Source organism: Marinobacter sp. S0848L, from assembly GCF_023016065.1.
Taxonomy (GTDB): Bacteria; Pseudomonadota; Gammaproteobacteria; order Pseudomonadales; family Oleiphilaceae; genus Marinobacter.
Map to the genome: position 1 here is coordinate 32,292 of NZ_JALKAQ010000010.1, position 18,816 is coordinate 51,107.

The window sequence follows — 18,816 nt, forward strand, 5'->3', positions numbered from 1 at the left end:
TCAGTTAGCTACCACGTTTACGAGCTTGCCCGGAACCACAATCACTTTACGAACCGTTTTGCCGTCGGTAAAGCGTTGTACGTTCTCGTTCTCCAGCGCCATCTTTTCGAGGTCGTCTTTGCTGATGTCGGCCGGAACGCTCTGTTTGGCGCGCACCTTGCCATTCACTTGCAGCACCACTTCAATCTCGCTACGGACCATGGCGCTTTCATCGGCCACTGGCCAGCTGGCATCGACAACGGTTTCGCTGTGGCCGAGCGCGTGCCAGAGTTGGTGGCAGATGTGCGGTACGATCGGTGACAGTACCAGCACGGCAACGTCCAGCGCTTCCTGGCGAACGGCACGGCTCTGCGGTTCGTCATCGCCAAGTTTGCTGACTTCGTTCAGCAGTTCCATGGTCGCGGCAATGGAGGTGTTGAAAGTCAGGCGGCGGCTGATGTCATCACTGACTTTAGCAATGGTTTCATGAGTCTTGCGGCGCAGATCTTTCTGGGCGCTGGACAGATTGTCGACATCCAGAGCCGGAGCTTCGCCTTTACTGGTGTGCTCATGAACAATGCGCCACAGCCGCTTGAGGAAGCGATGAGCCCCTTCAACGCCGCTGTCAGACCATTCCAGAGACTGCTCGGGGGGCGCAGCAAACATCATGAACAAGCGAACCGTGTCGGCGCCGTGCTCGTCGATGATCGACTGCGGGTCGATGCCGTTGTTCTTCGACTTGGACATCTTGGTAACGCCGCCAATCTCAACGGGTTCACCATCAGACTTCAAGACCGCGCGCACTACCTGGCCTTTGCCGTCGCGTTCGACCGTGACTTCAGAAGGGTTGTACCAGGACTTACCGCCGTTATCTTCGTTGCGGTAATAGGTTTCCGCCAACACCATGCCTTGGGTCAGCAGGCGCTTGAACGGCTCTGAGCTGTCCACCAGACCAACATCGCGCAACAGCTTGTGGAAGAAGCGCGCGTACAGCAGGTGCAGGATGGCGTGTTCGATGCCGCCAATGTATTGATCTACCGGCAGCCAGTAGTTGGCTGCGGCCGGGTCCAGCATACCCTGATCGTAGTTCGGGCTGCAGAAGCGAGCGTAGTACCAGGACGACTCCATGAAGGTGTCGAAGGTGTCGGTTTCCAGCGTTGCAGGCTGACCGTTGAACTCGGTTTTGCACCACTCGGTGTCAGCTTTGATGGGGGACTGAACACCGTCCATCTCAACGTCTTCCGGCAGGCGTACCGGCAGGCGGTCGTCCGGGACCGGCATTTCGGTACCGTCTTCCAGCGTCATCATCGGAATAGGCGCGCCCCAGTACCGCTGGCGTGAAACGCCCCAGTCGCGCAGCCGGTAGTTTACCGTGCGCTTACCAATGTTGTTTTCTTCCAGGAAGCTGGCAATTTCCTCGAAGGCTTCATCGCTGGTCAAGCCGCTGTATTTACCGGAAGAAACCAGAATGCCTTTTTCGGTGTAGGCTTTTTCCTGCACGTCGATCTCTTGATGATCGCTCGGGGTGATAACCTGCTTGACCGGCAGTTTGTACTTGAGGGCGAATTCATGGTCGCGTTCATCGTGACCGGGGACCGCCATCAAGGCACCTGTGCCGTAATCCATCAACACAAAGTTGGCCACCCAAACCGGAACTTCTTCCTGAGTCAGGGGATGGATCGCTTTAAAGCCAGTGTCGATGCCTTTCTTTTCCATGGTGGCCATTTCAGCCTCGGCCACCTTGCTGTTGCGGCACTGTTCAACAAATTCCGCCACATCGGGATGACGCTCACTGGCGGCTTTGGCTAATGGGTGTTCGGCGGCAACGGCCATGTAGCTCACGCCCATCAAGGTGTCGGGGCGAGTGGTGTATACAGTCAGGCCATCTTCGCGATCTTTCAGCGGGAAGGTCAGCTCGGTACCGGTGGATTTGCCGATCCAGTTCCGCTGCATGGTCTTAACCTGTTCTGGCCAGCCGTCGAGGTCATCCATGTCGTTCAGCAGTTCTTCCGCGTAATCGGTAATGCGGATAAACCACTGGGGAATCTTTTTCTGCTCAACCAGAGCGCCGGAGCGCCAGCCACGGCCATCCACGACCTGCTCGTTGGCAAGTACGGTCTGATCAACCGGGTCCCAGTTAACCGTGGACATCTTTTTGTACACCAGTCCTTTTTCGTAAAGACGGGCGAAGAACCACTGTTCCCAGCGGTAATATTCCGGATCACAGGTGGCCAGTTCGCGATTCCAGTCGTAACCGAAGCCCAGCTGCTTGAGCTGGTTCTTCATGTACTCGATGTTCGAGCGGGTCCACTTGGCGGGCGCAGTTTTGTTGGCAATGGCGGCGTTTTCAGCGGGTAGACCGAAGGCGTCCCAGCCCATGGGCTGCATGACGTTCTTGCCCTGCATGCGCTGGTAGCGTGAGATCACGTCGCCGATGGTGTAGTTGCGCACGTGGCCCATGTGCAGCTTGCCGCTCGGGTACGGGAACATAGACAGGCAGTAGTACTTGGGCTTGCTCGGATCTTCTACAACCTTGAAGGTTTCGTTGGTTTCCCAGAAGTCACGGGCGGTCTGTTCTACATCGCGTGGATTGTATTGCTCGTCCAGTCCTGCCATTACCAAAATTACCCTGTGTCAGAATGATGTTCGAAAAGGCCGAACATTCTAACGCACCCGCGGCCTAACAGGTAGTCTGCCAATTTGTCGGACTTGTGCCAGACTTCCTATTGTTGAAGTTTTTCAGCCGATGAGAGGACGACCATGACAGAACCCGAGCGCAACCATCTTTCCGGGAAGGCTCTTGAGGCCTATGACAGAATGCTTGAGCGGGTGCAGTCCCGTTTGCATATGTTTCAGGAAACTTCAGTGCAGACGCTGGAGGAAGAGGTTCAGAAAGCCGTCGAGTTCGAATACGAACTGGAAGAAATGACCCGCGAGGAAGCCGATTTATTGGGAGCTTACCTGAAGCGAGATCTGGAGCACCTGATGCACTTTGTTGAGGAGACCGGCGAAGGGTTGAAGGAATGGCTGCAACTGGATATTTCCTTGTTGGAGCAGACCCTGACCGATCGGCTGTTGTCGGTGGCGGATCAAACCCTGGTGGACACGCTGGCACTGAAACAGAAACTCGAAAACGAAGAGGTAGGGCAGTACATTGCGGGGGAAGTGGCGACGGCAGGGATGTTTCGGTGCCTGAACTGCAGCCACATGCTGTGCCTGACCAAAACCAGTCATCTGGAGCCCTGTGAGGCGTGCGACTCCCACTATTTCGAGCGGGTAACGAGTCGCTGGCCAAACAGGACTGACAATGACTGAGGGTCAGTTTTTAGGAATCACACGCTCACGAACGAACACGATGAGGATCAGCGCCAACGTGAGCACCGGCCAGGACCCGGTTTGCATGTAGGGCGTGCTGCCGGTAGCGGTGAAGACTTCGCCCGTCAGAACCGTTCGCTTGAACTGAGGCACCCGTTCCGTCATCTGGCCTTTTTCGTTGATGATGGTGGTGACCCCGTTGTTGGTGCCCCGCAACATGTAGCGGCCTGTTTCCAGAGCGCGCATGCGAGCCAGCTGCAGGTGTTGCAGCGGACCGATGGAGTCCCCGAACCAGCCATCGTTGCTGATGGTCAGCAACAACCCGGAGTTACGGGCGTTGAAGGCCACAAAATCCGGGTAAGCCACCTCATAGCAAATGTACGGCATCACGTTAGTGCCATTGGCCTGCAGTGGTGACTGATTGTCAGGGCCGGGGGAAAAGCTGCTCATAGGGAGGTCGAAAAAACCGATCAAACCTCTAAGCAGCCCTTCCAGCGGAACGTATTCCCCGAAAGGCACGAGTTTCTGCTTGTGATAAATGCCTTCACCGTTACCCATCGCCATGATGCTGTTGTGGAAGGTGTTGCCTTCTCTCTTCTCGCTGTAGCCATACCAGGGAATGCCGGTGATCAGCGTGCTGTCTTCGCCCAGACGCTCCTGAATGTGAGCAATGATGGGGCCCGCTTGGTCTTGCGGAATCGGGATCGCCGTTTCGGGCCACAAAATGATGTCGGCTTGCCAGTGTTCCTCCGTCATTCCCAGATACGTAACAATCTGGTCGCGAAGAAAGTCCGGGTCCCACTTGATCTGTTGAGGAATGTTGCCCTGCATGGTGACAAAACTGACCGGTTCATCACTGATGGTGGTCCAATCGATTTTTTTCAGTGCTGGTGCAATACCCCAAGGCAACAGAGCCGCAAGGATTGTTGCGGCAGCCGCTTTAGTGCGGCCGGCTCGCAGCAGCCACCAGAATGCATAGGCGGCAGCGGCCGTGGCGGTCACCCAGAAGGTGATCCCGTGAACTCCGAGTACTGGCGCAAGGCCTGCAAGAGGGCCGTCGGTGTGGGCTGTGCCCAGATAAAGCCAGGGGAAACCGGTCAGCAGCCAGCCACGCAGCCAGTCTCCCAGCAACCAAATGGCGGGGAACAAAATCAGCCGACGAATCAGATTTTGCTTTGCCAGTTTGCCCCAGAACCAGAACGCCAGCCCGTGGAACAAGGCAAGGCCTGCCACGAACAAGACCATCAGAATAATAGCAACCGGAATCGGCGTGTTGCCGTGCTCGCTGATGCTGATATAGATCCAGCTGGCGCCTGAACCAAACAGGCCAAGCCCGACCAGCCAACCGGTACGAAACAGTTTTCCAGAAGGCTGATGCAGTGCCACCAGAAGAATAAGAAACACAGACAGAGGCCCGAGCCACCAAAGATGGAATGGCGAGAACGTCAGCGTTTGCACAGCACCGGCGATCAGGAGGATCGCCGAGCTGAACCAGGGGTTAGCTGTAAACTTGAGGTTTAAAGGGTGTTCAGGTGTTGGCTCATGAGTCACTTCGGGTTACCTGCAGCAAACGGATGACACGGTTATCGGCGTTGGCAATGGTAAACTGCAAGCCGCCGAATTCAACCGTTTCACCGCGCCTGGGCAGGTGGCCAAACTCTTTCAGAACCAATCCACCGATGGTATCGAACTCTTCTTCGTCCATGCCGGTTTCGAAGAATTCGTTAAAATCATCGATCGGGGTAACAGCTTTCACCGCATAGGTGCCATCGCCTCGGGCCTTGATGTGGGTTTCTTCATCGAAGTCATGTTCGTCTTCAATCTCGCCCACAATTTGTTCGAGCACATCTTCAATGGTAATCAGGCCGGCTGTGCCACCGTATTCATCGACCACCATGGCCATGTGGTTGCGGTTCTCTTTGAACTCTTTGAGAAGCTGGTTCAGGCGCTTGCTCTCGGGTACAAAAGTCGGTGGACGAAGTATTCCGCGAATATGGGACCAATCCAGATCATCGTTAAGAGCCAGAGGCAAAAGATCTTTGGCCAATAACACACCCAGAATGTCGTCAGGGCTTTCACCGATGACCGGGAAGCGGCTGTGGGCAGAAGCAATGATATCGGGAAGAAACTCTTTGGGGTCCTGAGAGGCTTTGACGGTGATCATTTGCGAGCGTGGAATCATAATTTCTTCCACACGCATATCAATCACCTGCATCGCACCTTCAATAATGCTCATTGAATCGGTGTCGATGATTTCCTGGGACTCTGCATCCCTCAGGATTTCCAGTACGTCCTCTACGGACTCCGGCCCACTGGAAAAGGCCTGTGAAATACGCTCCAGCCAGGACTTGTTGCCCTGACTGCGACTCGACTGATCGTCGCTCATGAGTCTTTTTCCGTTTCCTCTGCTTCGTAAGGGTTAGCAAACCCGAGCTGCTCCAGCAGCTGGATTTCGAGGCTTTCCATCACCTCGGCATCACTGTCTTCAATGTGGTCGTAGCCCTGAAGATGGAGCATGCCGTGAATAACCATGTGGGCCCAATGGGCCGCAGGTTCTTTATGCTGTTCTTGGGCTTCTTTTTCAACAACCGGCGCGCAAATAACAAGATCCCCGGCCAGAGGAAATGTTATACCCGCTGGTGCTTCAAATGGAAAGGACAAAACATTGGTAGGTTTGTCCTTTCCACGGTACTGAAAGTTCAGGGCTTGGCTTTCTTCCACGTCAACGATGCGAATCGTCACCTCGGAATCTGCATCACCCTGCCAGGCAAGCCCCGCCCATTTTTGGAGGCCGGATTCCTCAGGCAGGCCTTCGCCTTCGAAGGCATTCTGGAAATCAACGGTCAATTGACTCATGTGCGTGGGCCACTACCATCGTTGAATGAATCGTAAGCTTCAACGATGCGCTGAACCAAGGGGTGGCGAACCACGTCTTTTGATTCGAAACGGGTGAACCCGATGCCTCGCACGTTACTCAGAACGCTGGCCGCATGGATCAGCCCCGAATCCTGACCGCGCGGCAAATCCACCTGAGTGGTATCGCCGGTGATCACAGCGGTAGAGCCAAAACCAATCCGGGTCAGGAACATTTTCATCTGTTCCCGGGTGGTGTTCTGACTTTCGTCCAGAATAATAAAAGAGTTGTTGAGCGTACGACCACGCATAAACGCCAGTGGTGCAATCTCGATCACACTTTTTTCGATCAACCGGGTGGTTTGCTCAAACCCAAGCATTTCGTAAAGCGCGTCATACAGCGGGCGCAGGTAAGGGTCCACTTTCTGCGCAAGGTCACCCGGCAGAAACCCCAGCTTTTCACCGGCTTCGACCGCAGGACGTACCAGCAAAATGCGCTTAACCTGCTCATCTTTCAAAGCTTCCACGGCACAGGCGACGGCCAACCAGGTTTTACCGGTACCCGCAGGCCCAATACCAAAGTTGATGTCGTGGGTGCGAACGCTGTGCACATACTTCTGTTGGTTCTGGCCCCGAGGCTTAGCCGTCAACTTGGGTGTTTTGATGACGGTAATTTGCCCTTCGTTATAAGGCACGTCGTCCGGCAGCCGCTCTAGCCCGGTTTCCCGAATAAACAGGTGTACGGTATCTGGTGCGATATCGTCCACGGCTTCGGTTTCCCGGTACATGTGGCGAATAACTTCGGTGGCTGCGGCGACGTTTTCAGTGGCACCCTCAACCCGGAAGTGGTGGCCGCGACGGCCGACTTTTACCTGCAGACGCTTTTCGATCATCTTCAGGTGTTCATCAAATTGCCCACACAGCGTGGTGAGACGTCGCTGGTCTACGGGATGCAGGTCAAATTGTCTGCTGTCTTGAGTGTTCAATCTTACTCCGTATTGGTTTACTCCCTCTCGGTTCAGAAGGAGTTAGCATTTCTGGAAATGTGCGTTGGTTCAGGGTGGGTAAGGCTTTCCAAAAAACGCCACGTAAATACGTCCGTGTAGGGCTTCGTCGCGCCATCCCTGGCGCTCCAGATTTTTGGAAAGCCTTACCCACCCTGAACCGTTCAAATAATGTGCAGGCCCGATAGTGAAAAAACAAGGCTTAGTGGATTCAATTTTGATGAATTTACATCGTTACTTTTCTGGAATGCCACTGTGAAATTAGAAGGAGGTGGGCCGGATGGGCCTCCCAAAAATTTCGTAGGCCATGGATGGCCGGAGAGAAGCGCACATGGATGTGCTCGTAGCGGTTTATGGGAGGCCCATCCGGCCCGCCTCCCATCACCACACTAACGCTGAAACCTAGTACATCGCCGAATCCACAGGCACGCCACGCAAGGAGTTCGCGTAAGCCTCGACAATTTCCACATCGATAAAGTGCCCGACGATCTCCGGGTTTTCGTGGCGGAAATTCACAATCCGGTTGTTCTCGGTGCGGCCTGAGTATTCACCAGGGTCTTTTTTGGAAAGCCCGGTAACCAGAATGCGCTGGGTGGAACCCACCATCTTGCGGCTGATGTCCATCACCGTTTGGTTAATGCGATCCTGCAAAATCTTCAGGCGCTGCTTCTTCACTTCCATCGGCGTATCGTCAGGCAAATCCGCCGCGGGTGTACCCGGACGGGCGCTGTAAATGAAACTGAACGACATATCGAAACCGATGTCGTTGATCAGCTTCATAGTGTCCTCGAAATCCTTATCGGTTTCACCGGGGAAACCGATAATGAAATCAGACGAGAAACTGATGTCCGGGCGAATCTTGCGCAAACGGCGCAGCTTGGATTTGTACTCCAGCGCCGTGTGGCCACGTTTCATGGCCGCCAGAATGCGGTCGGAACCGCTTTGCACCGGTAAGTGCAGGTGGCTAACCAGCTCGGGAACCCGCTCATACACTTCGATCAGCGAATCGCTGAACTCCACCGGGTGAGAAGTGGTGTAACGAATGCGGTCAATGCCATCGATGGTAGCGATCAACTCCACCAGCTCCGCCATGTCCATCACATCACCATCGTGGGTTTCGCCACGGTACGCGTTCACGTTCTGACCCAGCAGGTTAACCTCACGCACTCCCTGGCTGGCCAAGTGCGCGACTTCGGCAATGACGTCGTCCACCGGGCGGCTGACTTCTTCACCACGGGTATAAGGCACCACGCAGAAGGTGCAGTACTTGCTACAGCCTTCCATGATAGAAACAAACGCGGAGGGGCCGTCTGCGCCAGGATCTGGCAGGTTGTCGAATTTCTCGATTTCCGGAAAACTCACGTCAACCACGCCAACGCCGTTACCTTTGGCGCGCACTTCAGTGATCATATCCGGCAGGCGATGCAGGGTTTGTGGGCCGAAGACCATATCGACAAACGGCGCCCGGTCGATGATCGCCTGACCTTCCTGGCTCGCTACGCAACCGCCGACACCGATGATGGTGTCGGGCTTGTTGCTTTTGAGCTTTTTCCAACGGCCGAGTTGGTGAAACACTTTGTCCTGGGCTTTTTCCCGGATGGAGCAGGTGTTCAGTAGCAGAATGTCGGCGTCTTCTGGTGAGTCGGTCATTTCGACGGGCTCGCCAGTTTTGAGTAGGTCTGCCATGCGGGCGGAGTCGTACTCGTTCATTTGGCAGCCGTGGGTTTTGATGTACAGCTTCTTGGCCATGGGTCTCACGCAGTTTGGTGTATGTTGCGCCGGATGTGGTGTTTTTGGCGCTGGCAAAAATTGGACGGCACATTATACCGGCGTGATTAAACTTCAACCACCGTTGTCTCGGTATTCCTTACCTAACACTGTGCTATTATTCGCGGCTTAGGTGTTAGAAGGCTTTTGGGGTGGGTTTTCCAAAAACCGCTACGAGCACATCCATGTGCGCTTCTCTCCGGCCATCCATGGCCTACGAAATTTTTGGAAAACCCACCCCAAAACCCTTCCCCAACTATTGGAGCTGGAGTCCTCAGTATATTTTATTGTTGTGTGATTGCTCCTATAACGATACGAAATTCGAAACATGACCCCCGAACGCCTCGCCCGAATCAAACACATCCTCGACACCCGCCAGCCAGACCTTCGGGTGCTGACCGATCAGGTGCATAAACCCAGAAACCTCTCCGCCATCATCCGTTCCTGCGATGCCTTCGGCCTGGCCAATATGCACGTGGTGTGGCCGAAAGAAGGTTTCCGGGCCTTCCGGAAAACCGCCGGTGGCAGCTACCACTGGGTCACTACCCACACCCACCCGACGATGAAAGAGGCCGTGGCCGACCTGAAAGGGCAGGGCCACAAAATCTACGCGGCACAGCTGTCAGACCGGGCAGTGGATTTTCGGGACGTGGACTTCACCGTGCCGTGTACGATCGTCATGGGCAACGAAGTAGATGGGGTGAACCCCGTTACCGCCGAACAAGCGGATGAGCATATCGTGGTGCCGATGATGGGCATGGTGGAGTCACTAAACGTGTCGGCGGCCTGTTCAATCATCCTCTCGGAAGCCCAGCGGCAGCGAAAGCTCGCAGGCATGTTTGACCAGCGGCGGATGCCGGAGGATGAATACAACCGCCTGTTGTTTGCATGGTGCCAGCCCACGGTCAAACGCTATTGCGACGACCGCAACCTGCCGTACCCACCCATCGATCATGAAACTGGTGAGCTCATCGACGGCGTAGGCTGGATGCAAGAAGTCAGAAAACTAAGAGCCAACCGCCCCAGATGGGACGATGAAAAAGAGCCCTTAACAGAAGAGTAAGCAGCAGCGAAGCCAACGAAAAAAAGTTCTGTTTATAATCTTTTTCTTTAAATCAGTATCCCAAAAAGCTCTGCCGGTGTGGGGTGAGGATTCTTTTTTCCGCCGGAAAAAGATGTCTGAGCGAAGCGAGTTATTTTTCCAAGGAAAAAAGAATCCTCACCCCGCAACCCGCCCCCAAACCTTCAGGCTACATAAACCGGATCACTCCTCACGAGCCTCAAGATACCGCTGCAACTGCTCCCGCAAAGCCTTGGGCAAACGCGTAATCGTCAGCGCATCCTTATCGCGATCGTAATACACCGCCTGATTCACCAAATCCGATGAAAACGAAACACTCATCCCCCCACCAGAACCGGCGATACGTACCAGCTTCTTCACCTTGCGGTGGTCCGGATGCAAAACCCCGGTTTCCGGCATCTCCACAGTCTTGCTGGCGAACTCCTTAAAACGCTCAGGCTGGCTCTCGTCCAGATAACTGGACAAAGCCTCAATCGCCACCGGCTCACCCAAGGCGTGCTGGTCTTTGCAGAACTCATAAGCTTTGGCACGCACCTCGCCGGCTTTCTCCGGCTCGCTGGTTTTGGCGAATGCTTCTACCGCATCCAGGAAAGTGGTGGTTTCTTTCTCAACATCCACGCTGTTGGTAAAGGCACACAAACGAATGAACAACTCACCGGGATCACCCGTGCCGCGGGCGTGCACGAGGGTCATGTAATTGTCGCCGTCTTTGCCATCACGCCAATCGTCCAGCTCAATGCGAACAGCAAGATTCAAGCGGGAAAGGCTTAGAACATCGGTCGCGTCCAGCTTCTGGCTGCCATCAAAACGCATCGCGCTGTCGGTTTCCAGAACGAACAGATACACCACCTCCGAATCGGCCAAAGCATCGTGCACAACCATAAGATGGCCATCGAACTCCTCCTGACTGCTGTTTAACAACTCCTGCCACTGGCCAAACAACCGATCCGTCATCGCCGCAAAGGTTTGCTTCTCTTCCAGATAGTCCTTCAGCCAGGCGCTGAACGGGCACTCGCCAACGTCTTCAGAAAAACGGCCGTATTTTTTCCCCGGTTTGCTGTTAAACAAACGCTTCATCTGTTTGTGCAGCGCTTCGTAATCGCCACCCGGCTCCTGCAAAGCCTCACCGGCAACAAGGCGAGCGGGTTGGCCCGGCTGGTATTGGCTAGCGAAAGCGGTGCGGAGGTGTTTGATGGCCATATTACGATCCTGTCGGTTTTACGAGATTCAGATGGCGCAGATGATGCCACGGATCGGGCAGGGATTCATTTGTAGAATGTACGGAGAGAGGGAGTTTTGCCCGCAATAAGCAGAAGATGTCTTCACACGAACGCGAAATAACGTCGGCGGCGGGGTGGGGGGAGTTTTTTCTGCCGAAAAAAGATGTCTGAGCGAAGCGAGTTATTTTTTCAAAGAAAAAACTCCCCCCACCCCGGCAGCCCGCCCGCCAAGGAAGGGGAATCTCTTTTAAGATCAAAGCGCCCGAAGCATTCCAGAAACCGCCTCAGTAATCTCGGCTTCGCTATCAGCCGTAACGCTGGTGTTAGCAATGTCAGTACCCAGATTCACCGCCACAGCAATCAGCCCGTGAGCGGTAAGCAACTGCGCAACACGACGGCGTTCCTCCGCATCACCAGTGTTTTCTTCGGAAACCACCACCGCCGTACGCCCTTGATCGAACAAAGCGCGCTCCACAGCCAAGGCCAAGGCAGCAGCTTGCTTGCCATTACAGGCAATGATCACCGGCTTCTGAGCCAAGCGGCGCTCGCGTTCCTCCGCAGTGACCGGGTCAAACGATTCCAAACCATCGGCCAGACCAGCGATCATCCCCGCACCAACCGTAACGTTGGTCAAACGGTCAATCACGATGAAACTACCGGTCGCGTGATTGCGCTGGTAAGCATCAAATGCGACTGGCTGGTTCAGCGTCAGTTCACACAGGCCAATCTCGTTGAGCTGAAGCTGGCTCGGATTCGGGTTCTGCTCCAGCGAGTTTACATCGGTCTGGTGATGAATCTTCTTCACCGTGCCGGAAGTAAACGTAGGCCCAAGTTTGATGTCATACAAACGGCCGGTTTCCAGTGGCGCATCGGTCATCCAAACGATGTTAGCGTTAAAGCGGTTACCCACTTCCGGTTCATCGTCCGCTTTCACCAGCATATCGCCGCGGCTGATGTCGATCTCGTCTTCCAGTGTCAGCGTGACCGCCTGATCGATGTAAGCTTCGTCGAGATTGCCGTCAAAGGTAACGATCTCCTTAACCTTGCTGGTGCGGCGTGAGGGCAGGGCCATCACGGTTTCGCCCGGGCGGATCACGCCAGAAGCGATGGTGCCACAGAAGCCGCGGAAGTTGAGGTTGGGGCGAGTGACGTATTGCACCGGGAAACGGAAATGCTCCAGGTTCTTGTCTCGCGATACTTCAACGGTTTCAAGAATTTCCATTAACGGTTGGCCGGTAAACCAAGGCGTGTTTTCACTCCGGTTCACCACGTTGTCGCCATCCAGCGCTGACAAAGGCACAAAACGAACGTCTTTGAGGCCCAGCTTGCTGGCGAAAGCGAGATAGTCTTCGCGAATTTCGTTAAACCGTTCTTCGCTGAAGTCCACCAGATCCATCTTGTTCACCGCCACCACAATGTGGCGAATGCCTTGCAGCGAGGCGATAAACGAATGGCGGCGGGTTTGAGTCATCACGCCGTGGCGCGCGTCGATCATCAGAATCGCCAGCTGGGCCGTAGACGCGCCGGTGGCCATGTTGCGGGTGTACTGCTCATGGCCCGGAGTGTCGGCAATGATGAATTTGCGTTTGTCGGTGCTGAAATAGCGATACGCCACATCAATGGTGATGCCTTGCTCGCGTTCGGCTTGCAAGCCGTCAACCAGCAGAGCCAGATCAAGCTTTTCACCGGTCGTGCCCATTTTGGCGCTGTCGGATTTCAGGCTTGCCATGTGATCTTCGTAGATCATCTTGGTGTCGTGCAGCAGGCGGCCGATCAGAGTACTTTTGCCGTCATCAACGCTGCCGCAGGTCAGCAGACGCAGCAGTTCTTTGTTCTCGTGCTGTTTCAGGTACGACAGAATATCGTCGGCGATCAGTTCAGACTGGTGTGACATCTTAGAAGTACCCTTCCCGCTTTTTCTGTTCCATGGAGCCGGCTGAATCGTGGTCGATGACCCGCCCCTGACGTTCGGAGCTGGTGGCCAGCAGCATTTCTTGAATAATCTCTGGCAGCGTTGTGGCTTCAGACTCGATGGCCCCGGTCAGGGGGTAACAACCCAAAGTACGGAAGCGCACCGACTTCATCATCGGCTCCTCGCCTTCTTTCAGTGGCATGCGGTCGTCATCCACCATGATCAAGGTGCCATCGCGCTCGACAACCGGGCGAACGGCCGAGTAGTACAGAGGTACGATGTCGATGTTTTCCAGATAGATGTACTGCCAGATATCCAGCTCGGTCCAGTTTGAAAGCGGGAAAACCCGAATACTTTCGCCCTTGTTCACCTTGCCGTTGTAGGTATTCCAAAGCTCCGGGCGCTGATTTTTCGGATCCCAGCGGTGGTGCTCATCCCGGAACGAGTAAACGCGTTCTTTGGCCCGGGATTTCTCTTCGTCCCGGCGCGCGCCGCCGAAGGCCGCGTCGAACTTGTACTTGTCCAGAGCCTGCTTGAGAGCCTGGGTTTTCATCATGTCAGTGTGCTTGGCGCTGCCATGGGTAAACGGCCCGATGCCTTGCTTCACGCCTTCCTCATTGGTGTGCACGATCAGATCCAGACCGTAGCGGCTCACCTGTTTGTCACGAAACTCGATCATGTCCCGGAACTTCCAGGTGGTATCAACGTGCATCAGAGGGAAGGGGGGCTTACCCGGATAAAAGGCTTTTAGCGCCAGATGCAGCATGACGGCAGAGTCTTTGCCGACGGAGTAAAGCATGACCGGGTTATCAAACTCGGCCGCGACTTCCCGGATTATGTGGATGCTTTCGGCTTCCAGCTGTTTCAGATGGGTGAGATTGTATGTGGTCATGGTCATCCGTTGCCGCAAGGGGGCTTTTAATGGCTGTAAACAGGATGCCAACTATAACAGGGCGCTATAGGGTATAAGAAGGTGTCCGGTAAGACTTTTCCGTTCTAATGATATGGCCGGTGGCGTGGCCAAAAGGCATGATCGGAACGGTAACGCTTTTGCTCTCGAGTATACCGACGCTTTAGTTTTGCCGGGATGCGTCGAAAAGTTTGCCGATGTATTGGTCGATGTACACAAAGCCGTTGCCCTCAATGCTGTTGAACTGCAGACCGATATGAAATTGGTCGCGGGCGATTCGACGGATATGAACGATGTTGCTCTCGGCCACAATGGTCACGGGTTGGGCCGGGAGGACGGGCACCGGGAAGCGGGCTGTAAGTTGAATGGGGTTCTTGGGCGCAGGTGGCAGCATGTTGGGAATCAGGGCTTTGGCGGTTTGCGCATCACACTGAATCATGACACCCGTGCGAGAAATGTTGGCGATTTCGCACTGAAATTCGCAACCGTCCGCTTTCTTGAGACTGATCGCCGAGGACACGTCTACCCGCTGTTGATTTCTTAAATTAGGTTTTGCGTCGAGAGGCTTCATATTGACTCTTCTGGCGTTGCACGTATCAAGCGAGGTCGCGTGTCCCATAATGCCTTAGGTTCTGGTTTGGTGTATTCTTGTTTGTTTGAAAAATGATCAAATCCAATTGTGCAGCAGAGTGTGACATATTCGCAACAGAAATAATGAACATAGCGTCACACCCTGTGTGAATTGTACGTTTGCAGCGCACGTTTAAGCCGAAATAAGTATCATCGGCAAGGCTGCAGTTGGCGAGCCGCTGATGTAAAATCGCGCCCCTACATTCATCAGGAGCATTGCTCCGGGATTCCTGAAAAAACGTTATGACCGAGAAGACAGAAAATGCCGCCCAAGGCGGAAAAGTTGGTTTTATCAGCCTGGGTTGCCCGAAGGCACTGGTTGATTCCGAGCGCATCCTGACTCAGCTTCGTCTGGACGGGTACGACGTGGTGCCAACGTACAACGACGCTGATGTGGTGGTCGTGAATACCTGCGGGTTTATTGATGCTGCCAAGCAGGAATCTCTGGATGCGATTGGTGAAGCGATTAACGAGAACGGTAAAGTCATCGTGACCGGCTGCATGGGGGCGGAAGCGGATACCATTCGTGAAGCTCACCCGGGCGTGCTGGCGGTGTCCGGGCCTCATGCTTATGAGGAAGTCGTGGGTGCCGTGCACCAATACGTGCCGCCGCAAAAGAATCATGACCCGTTTGTGGACCTGGTCCCGCCGCAAGGCGTTAAGCTGACGCCACGGCACTATGCTTATCTGAAGATTTCCGAAGGCTGTAACCACCGCTGCACCTTCTGCATTATTCCGTCCATGCGCGGTGACCTTGTCAGCCGTCCGATTGGCGATGTCATGGACGAAGCTCAGCGCTTGGTCGACGCAGGCGTGAAAGAGTTGCTGGTGATTTCCCAGGACACCTCAGCCTATGGTGTGGACATCAAATACCGCACGGGTTTCTGGCAGGGCCGCCCGCTGAAAACCAAAATGCAGGCGTTGTGTGAGGCCTTAGGTGATTTGGGTGTTTGGGTGCGTTTGCATTACGTGTACCCGTACCCGCACGTGGACGACATCATTCCCTTGATGGCCGAGGGTAAAATCCTGCCGTATCTGGATATTCCGTTCCAGCATGCCAGCCCGAAAGTGCTCAAAGCAATGAAGCGCCCGGCCCACGACAGCAAAACTCTGGACCGCATCCGCAAGTGGCGTGAAATTTGCCCGGAACTGACCATCCGTTCGACCTTTATTGTGGGTTTCCCCGGTGAAACCGATGAGGATTTCCAATACCTCTTGGATTGGTTGGATGAAGCGCAACTGGACCGTGTAGGAGCCTTTACCTATAGCCCGGTCGAAGGCGCAACAGCAAACGAACTGGAAGGCGCGGTGCCAGAAGATGTGAAAGAAGAGCGTCTTGCCCGCTTTATGCAGAAGCAAGCGGAAATTTCTGCAGCCCGGTTGCAGGCCAAGATCGGCAAGACCATCGATGTGCTGATTGACGAAGTGGACGAAGAAGGTGCTATTGGCCGATCCAAAGCCGATGCCCCGGAAATCGACGGCATGGTCTACCTGAACGAGGTGACCGATGTAGAGCCCGGACAGATTGTGAAGGCGGTGGTTGAACACGCCGACGAGCACGATTTGTGGGCCACGCTGGTGTGATGCGTTGAAGTGAAAAAAAAGGCTCCGACATGTCGGAGCCTTTTTTATGGTGCCGGACTTATTCGCCGATTTTAGCGATGTAATCCGAGTAGTACTGGTCAAAACCCATGAATTCCATGCTGTCTCGACCACAGCAACGAATGTTGCCGGATTTGATGTCGTAGACCCAACCGTGAATTTCGATTTTGCCGTTGGCCAGTTTGGCCGCTACCACAGGGTGTGTGCGCAGGTGTTGTACCTGTTGCAGTACGTTTTCTTCGATCGCTTCATCCATGTACTTGCTGTCTAGGCACGTATCACTGGGAATGCTGTGTCGTTCACGCACGATCTCCATCGCGGAACGGCAATGTCCCAGCCATTCTTTCACGTGTGGAAGGCCTTTCAGCGCTGGAATGTCCAGAGCACCTTTTATGGCTCCGCAATCGGTGTGGCCACAAACGATGATGTGGCGAACACCTAAAACCGCAACGGCGTATTCGATCGACGCGGTCATGCCGCCGGTTTCGTTGCTGTGCGGAGGGATAACGTTCCCGGCGTTTCGACAAATGAACAGGTCCCCCGGGTGAGAGCCCGTGACCATGTTCGGGTCGATACGCGAGTCTGAACAGGTAACAAACAGCACGTCCGGGTTTTGGCTGTCGGCTAATGCGCCAAACAGATCCTTGTGCTCCGGGTAAACGTTTTTGCGGAAGTTCAGTACGCCGCGAACAATGTGATCCATAGTAGTTCCTCCTGCCGCTCAGGCAATTTCGATCAATACTTCTCCAGGGGTAACCCGGTCACCCTTACTGATGTGAATCGCTTGCACGGTGCCGTCAACGCTGGAATGAATTTCGGTTTCCATCTTCATGGCCTCAGTAATCAGAACGGCCTGGCCAGCGGTTACAGCATCGCCTTCCTGAACCAGCACGTCCACCACATTTCCGGGCATGGCGGTACTGACGTGGCCTGGGTCGGTGGCCCGCTTGCGGCCTTTTCCGCCGGCTTCCGCCACGTATTCATTCAATGATTCGAACACCACTTCTTCAGGCATGCCGTCCAGTGATAGATACAGCTTGCGCTTACCGGGCTCTGTGTTGCCAACACCGGTAACAGCCACTTCGTAAGTTTCACCGTGAACATCAATACGGAATTCCGTGGCCATGGCGGAGCCCAATCGACCCTGTCCTGATTGCTCCACCGGTAAGAGTTCTTCCGGTTTGAGAGTGCCATCCTTGCGTTGTTGCAGGAATTCGCGGCCCAAGTCCGGGAACATGGCGTATGTGAGCACATCTTCCTCGGAATTGGCCAGACTACCAATGTCTTCTCGCAATTTGTTCAGCTCGGGGGCAAGCAAGTCAGCCGGCCGGCCATCGTTGACTGTTTCGTTGCCGATAGCCTTTTTGCGAATATCGGCATTCACATCGGCGGGTGGGTGGCCATAACCGCCCTGCAGGTAGCGCTTCACCTCGTTGGTGATGGTTTTGTAGCGTTGCCCGGCGAGCACATTATAGACCGCCTGGGTGCCGACAATCTGGGATGTCGGCGTGACCAGCGGCGGGTAGCCCAGATCTTTTCGAACGCGTGGGATCTCATCGAATACCTCGTTGATCTTGTCAAGGGCATTCTGCTCTTTCAGCTGGTTGGCCAGGTTCGACATCATGCCGCCCGGCACCTGGTTGATCTGAACCGACACATCCTCACGAGTAAACTCGCTCTCAAACTGATGGTACTTCTTGCGCACTTCGCGGAAGTAATCGGCAATTTCACTGAGTAATTCCAGGTCCAGCCCCGTGTCGTATTCAGTTCCTTTCAAGGCAGCGACCTGAGATTCGGTAGCGGGGTGGCTGGTGCCGCTGGCAAAGGCTGAAATGGCCGTGTCGATACGGTCTGCGCCTGCTTCGATGGCTTTAAGTTGACATAGCGGAGCGAGTCCCGCCGTGGAATGACTGTGGATAACCAGCGGAAGGTCTACCGCAGCTTTGATGGCTTTCACCAGTTCGTAAGTTGCGTAAGGTGTTAGCAGTCCCGCCATGTCTTTGATGGCAATGGAGTCAGCGCCCATAGCCTTCAGTTGCTCGGCCTGCTTTACGAACAACTCGGGTGTGTGCACCGGGCTGGTGGTGTAGCAGATCGTACCTTGCGCATGCTTGCCGGCTTTTTTGACCGCCTTGATTGCGGTTTCAAGATTGCGCAGATCGTTCAGGGCATCAAAAATTCGGAACACATCAATGCCGTTATCTGCTGCTTTCTGCACGAAGGCTTCGACCACGTCATCTGCATAATGACGGTAGCCGAGTAAGTTCTGACCCCGCAGCAGCATTTGCAAGCGCGTGTTGGGCAAGGCTTCTCGTAATTGGCGCAGGCGTTCCCAGGGGTCTTCTTTCAGAAACCGCACGCAGGCGTCAAAGGTGGCGCCGCCCCAGACTTCCAAAGACCAATAGCCCACCTGGTCCAGTTTGTTGCAAATCGGCAACATGTCTTCGGTGCGCATGCGGGTGGCAATCAGAGATTGATGTGCATCTCGCAGAATGAGATCGGTGACTTCGATTTTTTTTGCGTTACTCATGTTCACTCTCCTT

15 protein-coding genes are annotated in these 18,816 nt (G+C 54.6%); 3 read left to right on the top strand and 12 right to left on the bottom strand.

Going from position 1 to position 18,816, the window contains the following annotated elements; all coding sequences use genetic code 11:
* The gene (gene leuS / locus MWU64_RS12130) at positions 1 to 2,586 is read right to left on the bottom strand and encodes a leucine--tRNA ligase (protein ID WP_247064717.1); all 2,586 of its coding nucleotides are present in this window, start codon (positions 2,584 to 2,586) and stop codon (positions 1 to 3) included.
* A 153-nt stretch (positions 2,587 to 2,739) separates the two neighbouring features.
* Here leuS and MWU64_RS12135 point away from each other — a divergent pair, with 153 nt between their 5' ends.
* Positions 2,740 to 3,294: a zinc ribbon-containing protein gene (locus MWU64_RS12135; RefSeq protein ID WP_247064654.1), complete on the top strand. Its 555-nt coding sequence runs from the start codon at positions 2,740 to 2,742 to the stop codon at positions 3,292 to 3,294.
* Positions 3,295 to 3,297: 3 nt separating this feature from the next.
* On the opposite strand, the gene lnt is transcribed toward MWU64_RS12135, so the two are convergent.
* From lnt to miaB, 5 genes are all read right to left on the bottom strand, one after another.
* On the bottom strand, positions 3,298 to 4,845 hold the full coding sequence (gene lnt / locus MWU64_RS12140; protein WP_247064655.1) for an apolipoprotein N-acyltransferase: 1,548 nt from the start codon (positions 4,843 to 4,845) through the stop codon (positions 3,298 to 3,300).
* The gene (locus MWU64_RS12145; protein WP_247064656.1) at positions 4,835 to 5,680 is read right to left on the bottom strand and encodes a transporter associated domain-containing protein; all 846 of its coding nucleotides are present in this window, start codon (positions 5,678 to 5,680) and stop codon (positions 4,835 to 4,837) included. The genes lnt and MWU64_RS12145 overlap by 11 nt, the downstream gene beginning before the upstream one ends.
* Positions 5,677 to 6,150 carry an rRNA maturation RNase YbeY gene (gene ybeY / locus MWU64_RS12150; protein WP_247064657.1) on the bottom strand — a complete coding sequence of 158 codons (474 nt, stop codon included), beginning with the start codon at positions 6,148 to 6,150 and terminating at the stop codon, positions 5,677 to 5,679. The genes MWU64_RS12145 and ybeY overlap by 4 nt, the downstream gene beginning before the upstream one ends.
* Positions 6,147 to 7,133 carry a PhoH family protein gene (locus MWU64_RS12155; RefSeq protein ID WP_247064658.1) on the bottom strand — a complete coding sequence of 329 codons (987 nt, stop codon included), beginning with the start codon at positions 7,131 to 7,133 and terminating at the stop codon, positions 6,147 to 6,149. The genes ybeY and MWU64_RS12155 overlap by 4 nt, the downstream gene beginning before the upstream one ends.
* Positions 7,134 to 7,553: 420 nt before the next feature.
* A complete protein-coding gene (gene miaB, locus MWU64_RS12160; protein WP_247064659.1) occupies positions 7,554 to 8,900 on the bottom strand; it encodes a tRNA (N6-isopentenyl adenosine(37)-C2)-methylthiotransferase MiaB in 1,347 nt (448 codons plus the stop codon).
* Between the two features lie 346 nt (positions 8,901 to 9,246).
* Between miaB and trmH the strand changes: the two genes are divergently transcribed.
* Positions 9,247 to 9,981, top strand: a complete 735-nt coding sequence (gene trmH, locus MWU64_RS12165; RefSeq protein ID WP_247064660.1) for a tRNA (guanosine(18)-2'-O)-methyltransferase TrmH — start codon at positions 9,247 to 9,249, stop codon at positions 9,979 to 9,981.
* Positions 9,982 to 10,182: 201 nt separating this feature from the next.
* On the opposite strand, the gene MWU64_RS12170 is transcribed toward trmH, so the two are convergent.
* The 4 genes from MWU64_RS12170 to MWU64_RS12185 all read right to left on the bottom strand — a co-directional run bounded on the left by MWU64_RS12170 (position 10,183) and on the right by MWU64_RS12185 (position 14,612).
* Complete coding sequence (locus MWU64_RS12170; protein WP_247064661.1) at positions 10,183 to 11,199, bottom strand: nucleoid-associated protein; 1,017 nt, start codon at positions 11,197 to 11,199, stop codon at positions 10,183 to 10,185.
* Positions 11,200 to 11,472: 273 nt separating this feature from the next.
* A complete protein-coding gene (gene cysN / locus MWU64_RS12175; RefSeq protein ID WP_247064662.1) occupies positions 11,473 to 13,113 on the bottom strand; it encodes a sulfate adenylyltransferase subunit CysN in 1,641 nt (546 codons plus the stop codon).
* A gap of 1 nt (position 13,114) precedes the next feature.
* Positions 13,115 to 14,029 (bottom strand): sulfate adenylyltransferase subunit CysD, encoded by a 915-nt coding sequence (cysD, locus tag MWU64_RS12180; RefSeq protein WP_305895978.1) that lies wholly within the window; start codon positions 14,027 to 14,029, stop codon positions 13,115 to 13,117.
* A 175-nt stretch (positions 14,030 to 14,204) separates the two neighbouring features.
* On the bottom strand, positions 14,205 to 14,612 hold the full coding sequence (locus tag MWU64_RS12185) for a PilZ domain-containing protein (protein ID WP_247064664.1): 408 nt from the start codon (positions 14,610 to 14,612) through the stop codon (positions 14,205 to 14,207).
* Between the two features lie 302 nt (positions 14,613 to 14,914).
* Between MWU64_RS12185 and rimO the strand changes: the two genes are divergently transcribed.
* The gene (gene rimO, locus MWU64_RS12190) at positions 14,915 to 16,255 is read left to right on the top strand and encodes a 30S ribosomal protein S12 methylthiotransferase RimO (protein ID WP_247064665.1); all 1,341 of its coding nucleotides are present in this window, start codon (positions 14,915 to 14,917) and stop codon (positions 16,253 to 16,255) included.
* Between the two features lie 58 nt (positions 16,256 to 16,313).
* Here the strand turns inward: rimO and MWU64_RS12195 are convergent, their stop codons facing one another.
* On the bottom strand, positions 16,314 to 16,976 hold the full coding sequence (locus tag MWU64_RS12195) for a carbonic anhydrase (RefSeq protein ID WP_247064666.1): 663 nt from the start codon (positions 16,974 to 16,976) through the stop codon (positions 16,314 to 16,316).
* A gap of 18 nt (positions 16,977 to 16,994) precedes the next feature.
* The gene (oadA, locus tag MWU64_RS12200; RefSeq protein ID WP_247064667.1) at positions 16,995 to 18,803 is read right to left on the bottom strand and encodes a sodium-extruding oxaloacetate decarboxylase subunit alpha; all 1,809 of its coding nucleotides are present in this window, start codon (positions 18,801 to 18,803) and stop codon (positions 16,995 to 16,997) included.
* Positions 18,804 to 18,816 lie beyond the last annotated feature (13 nt).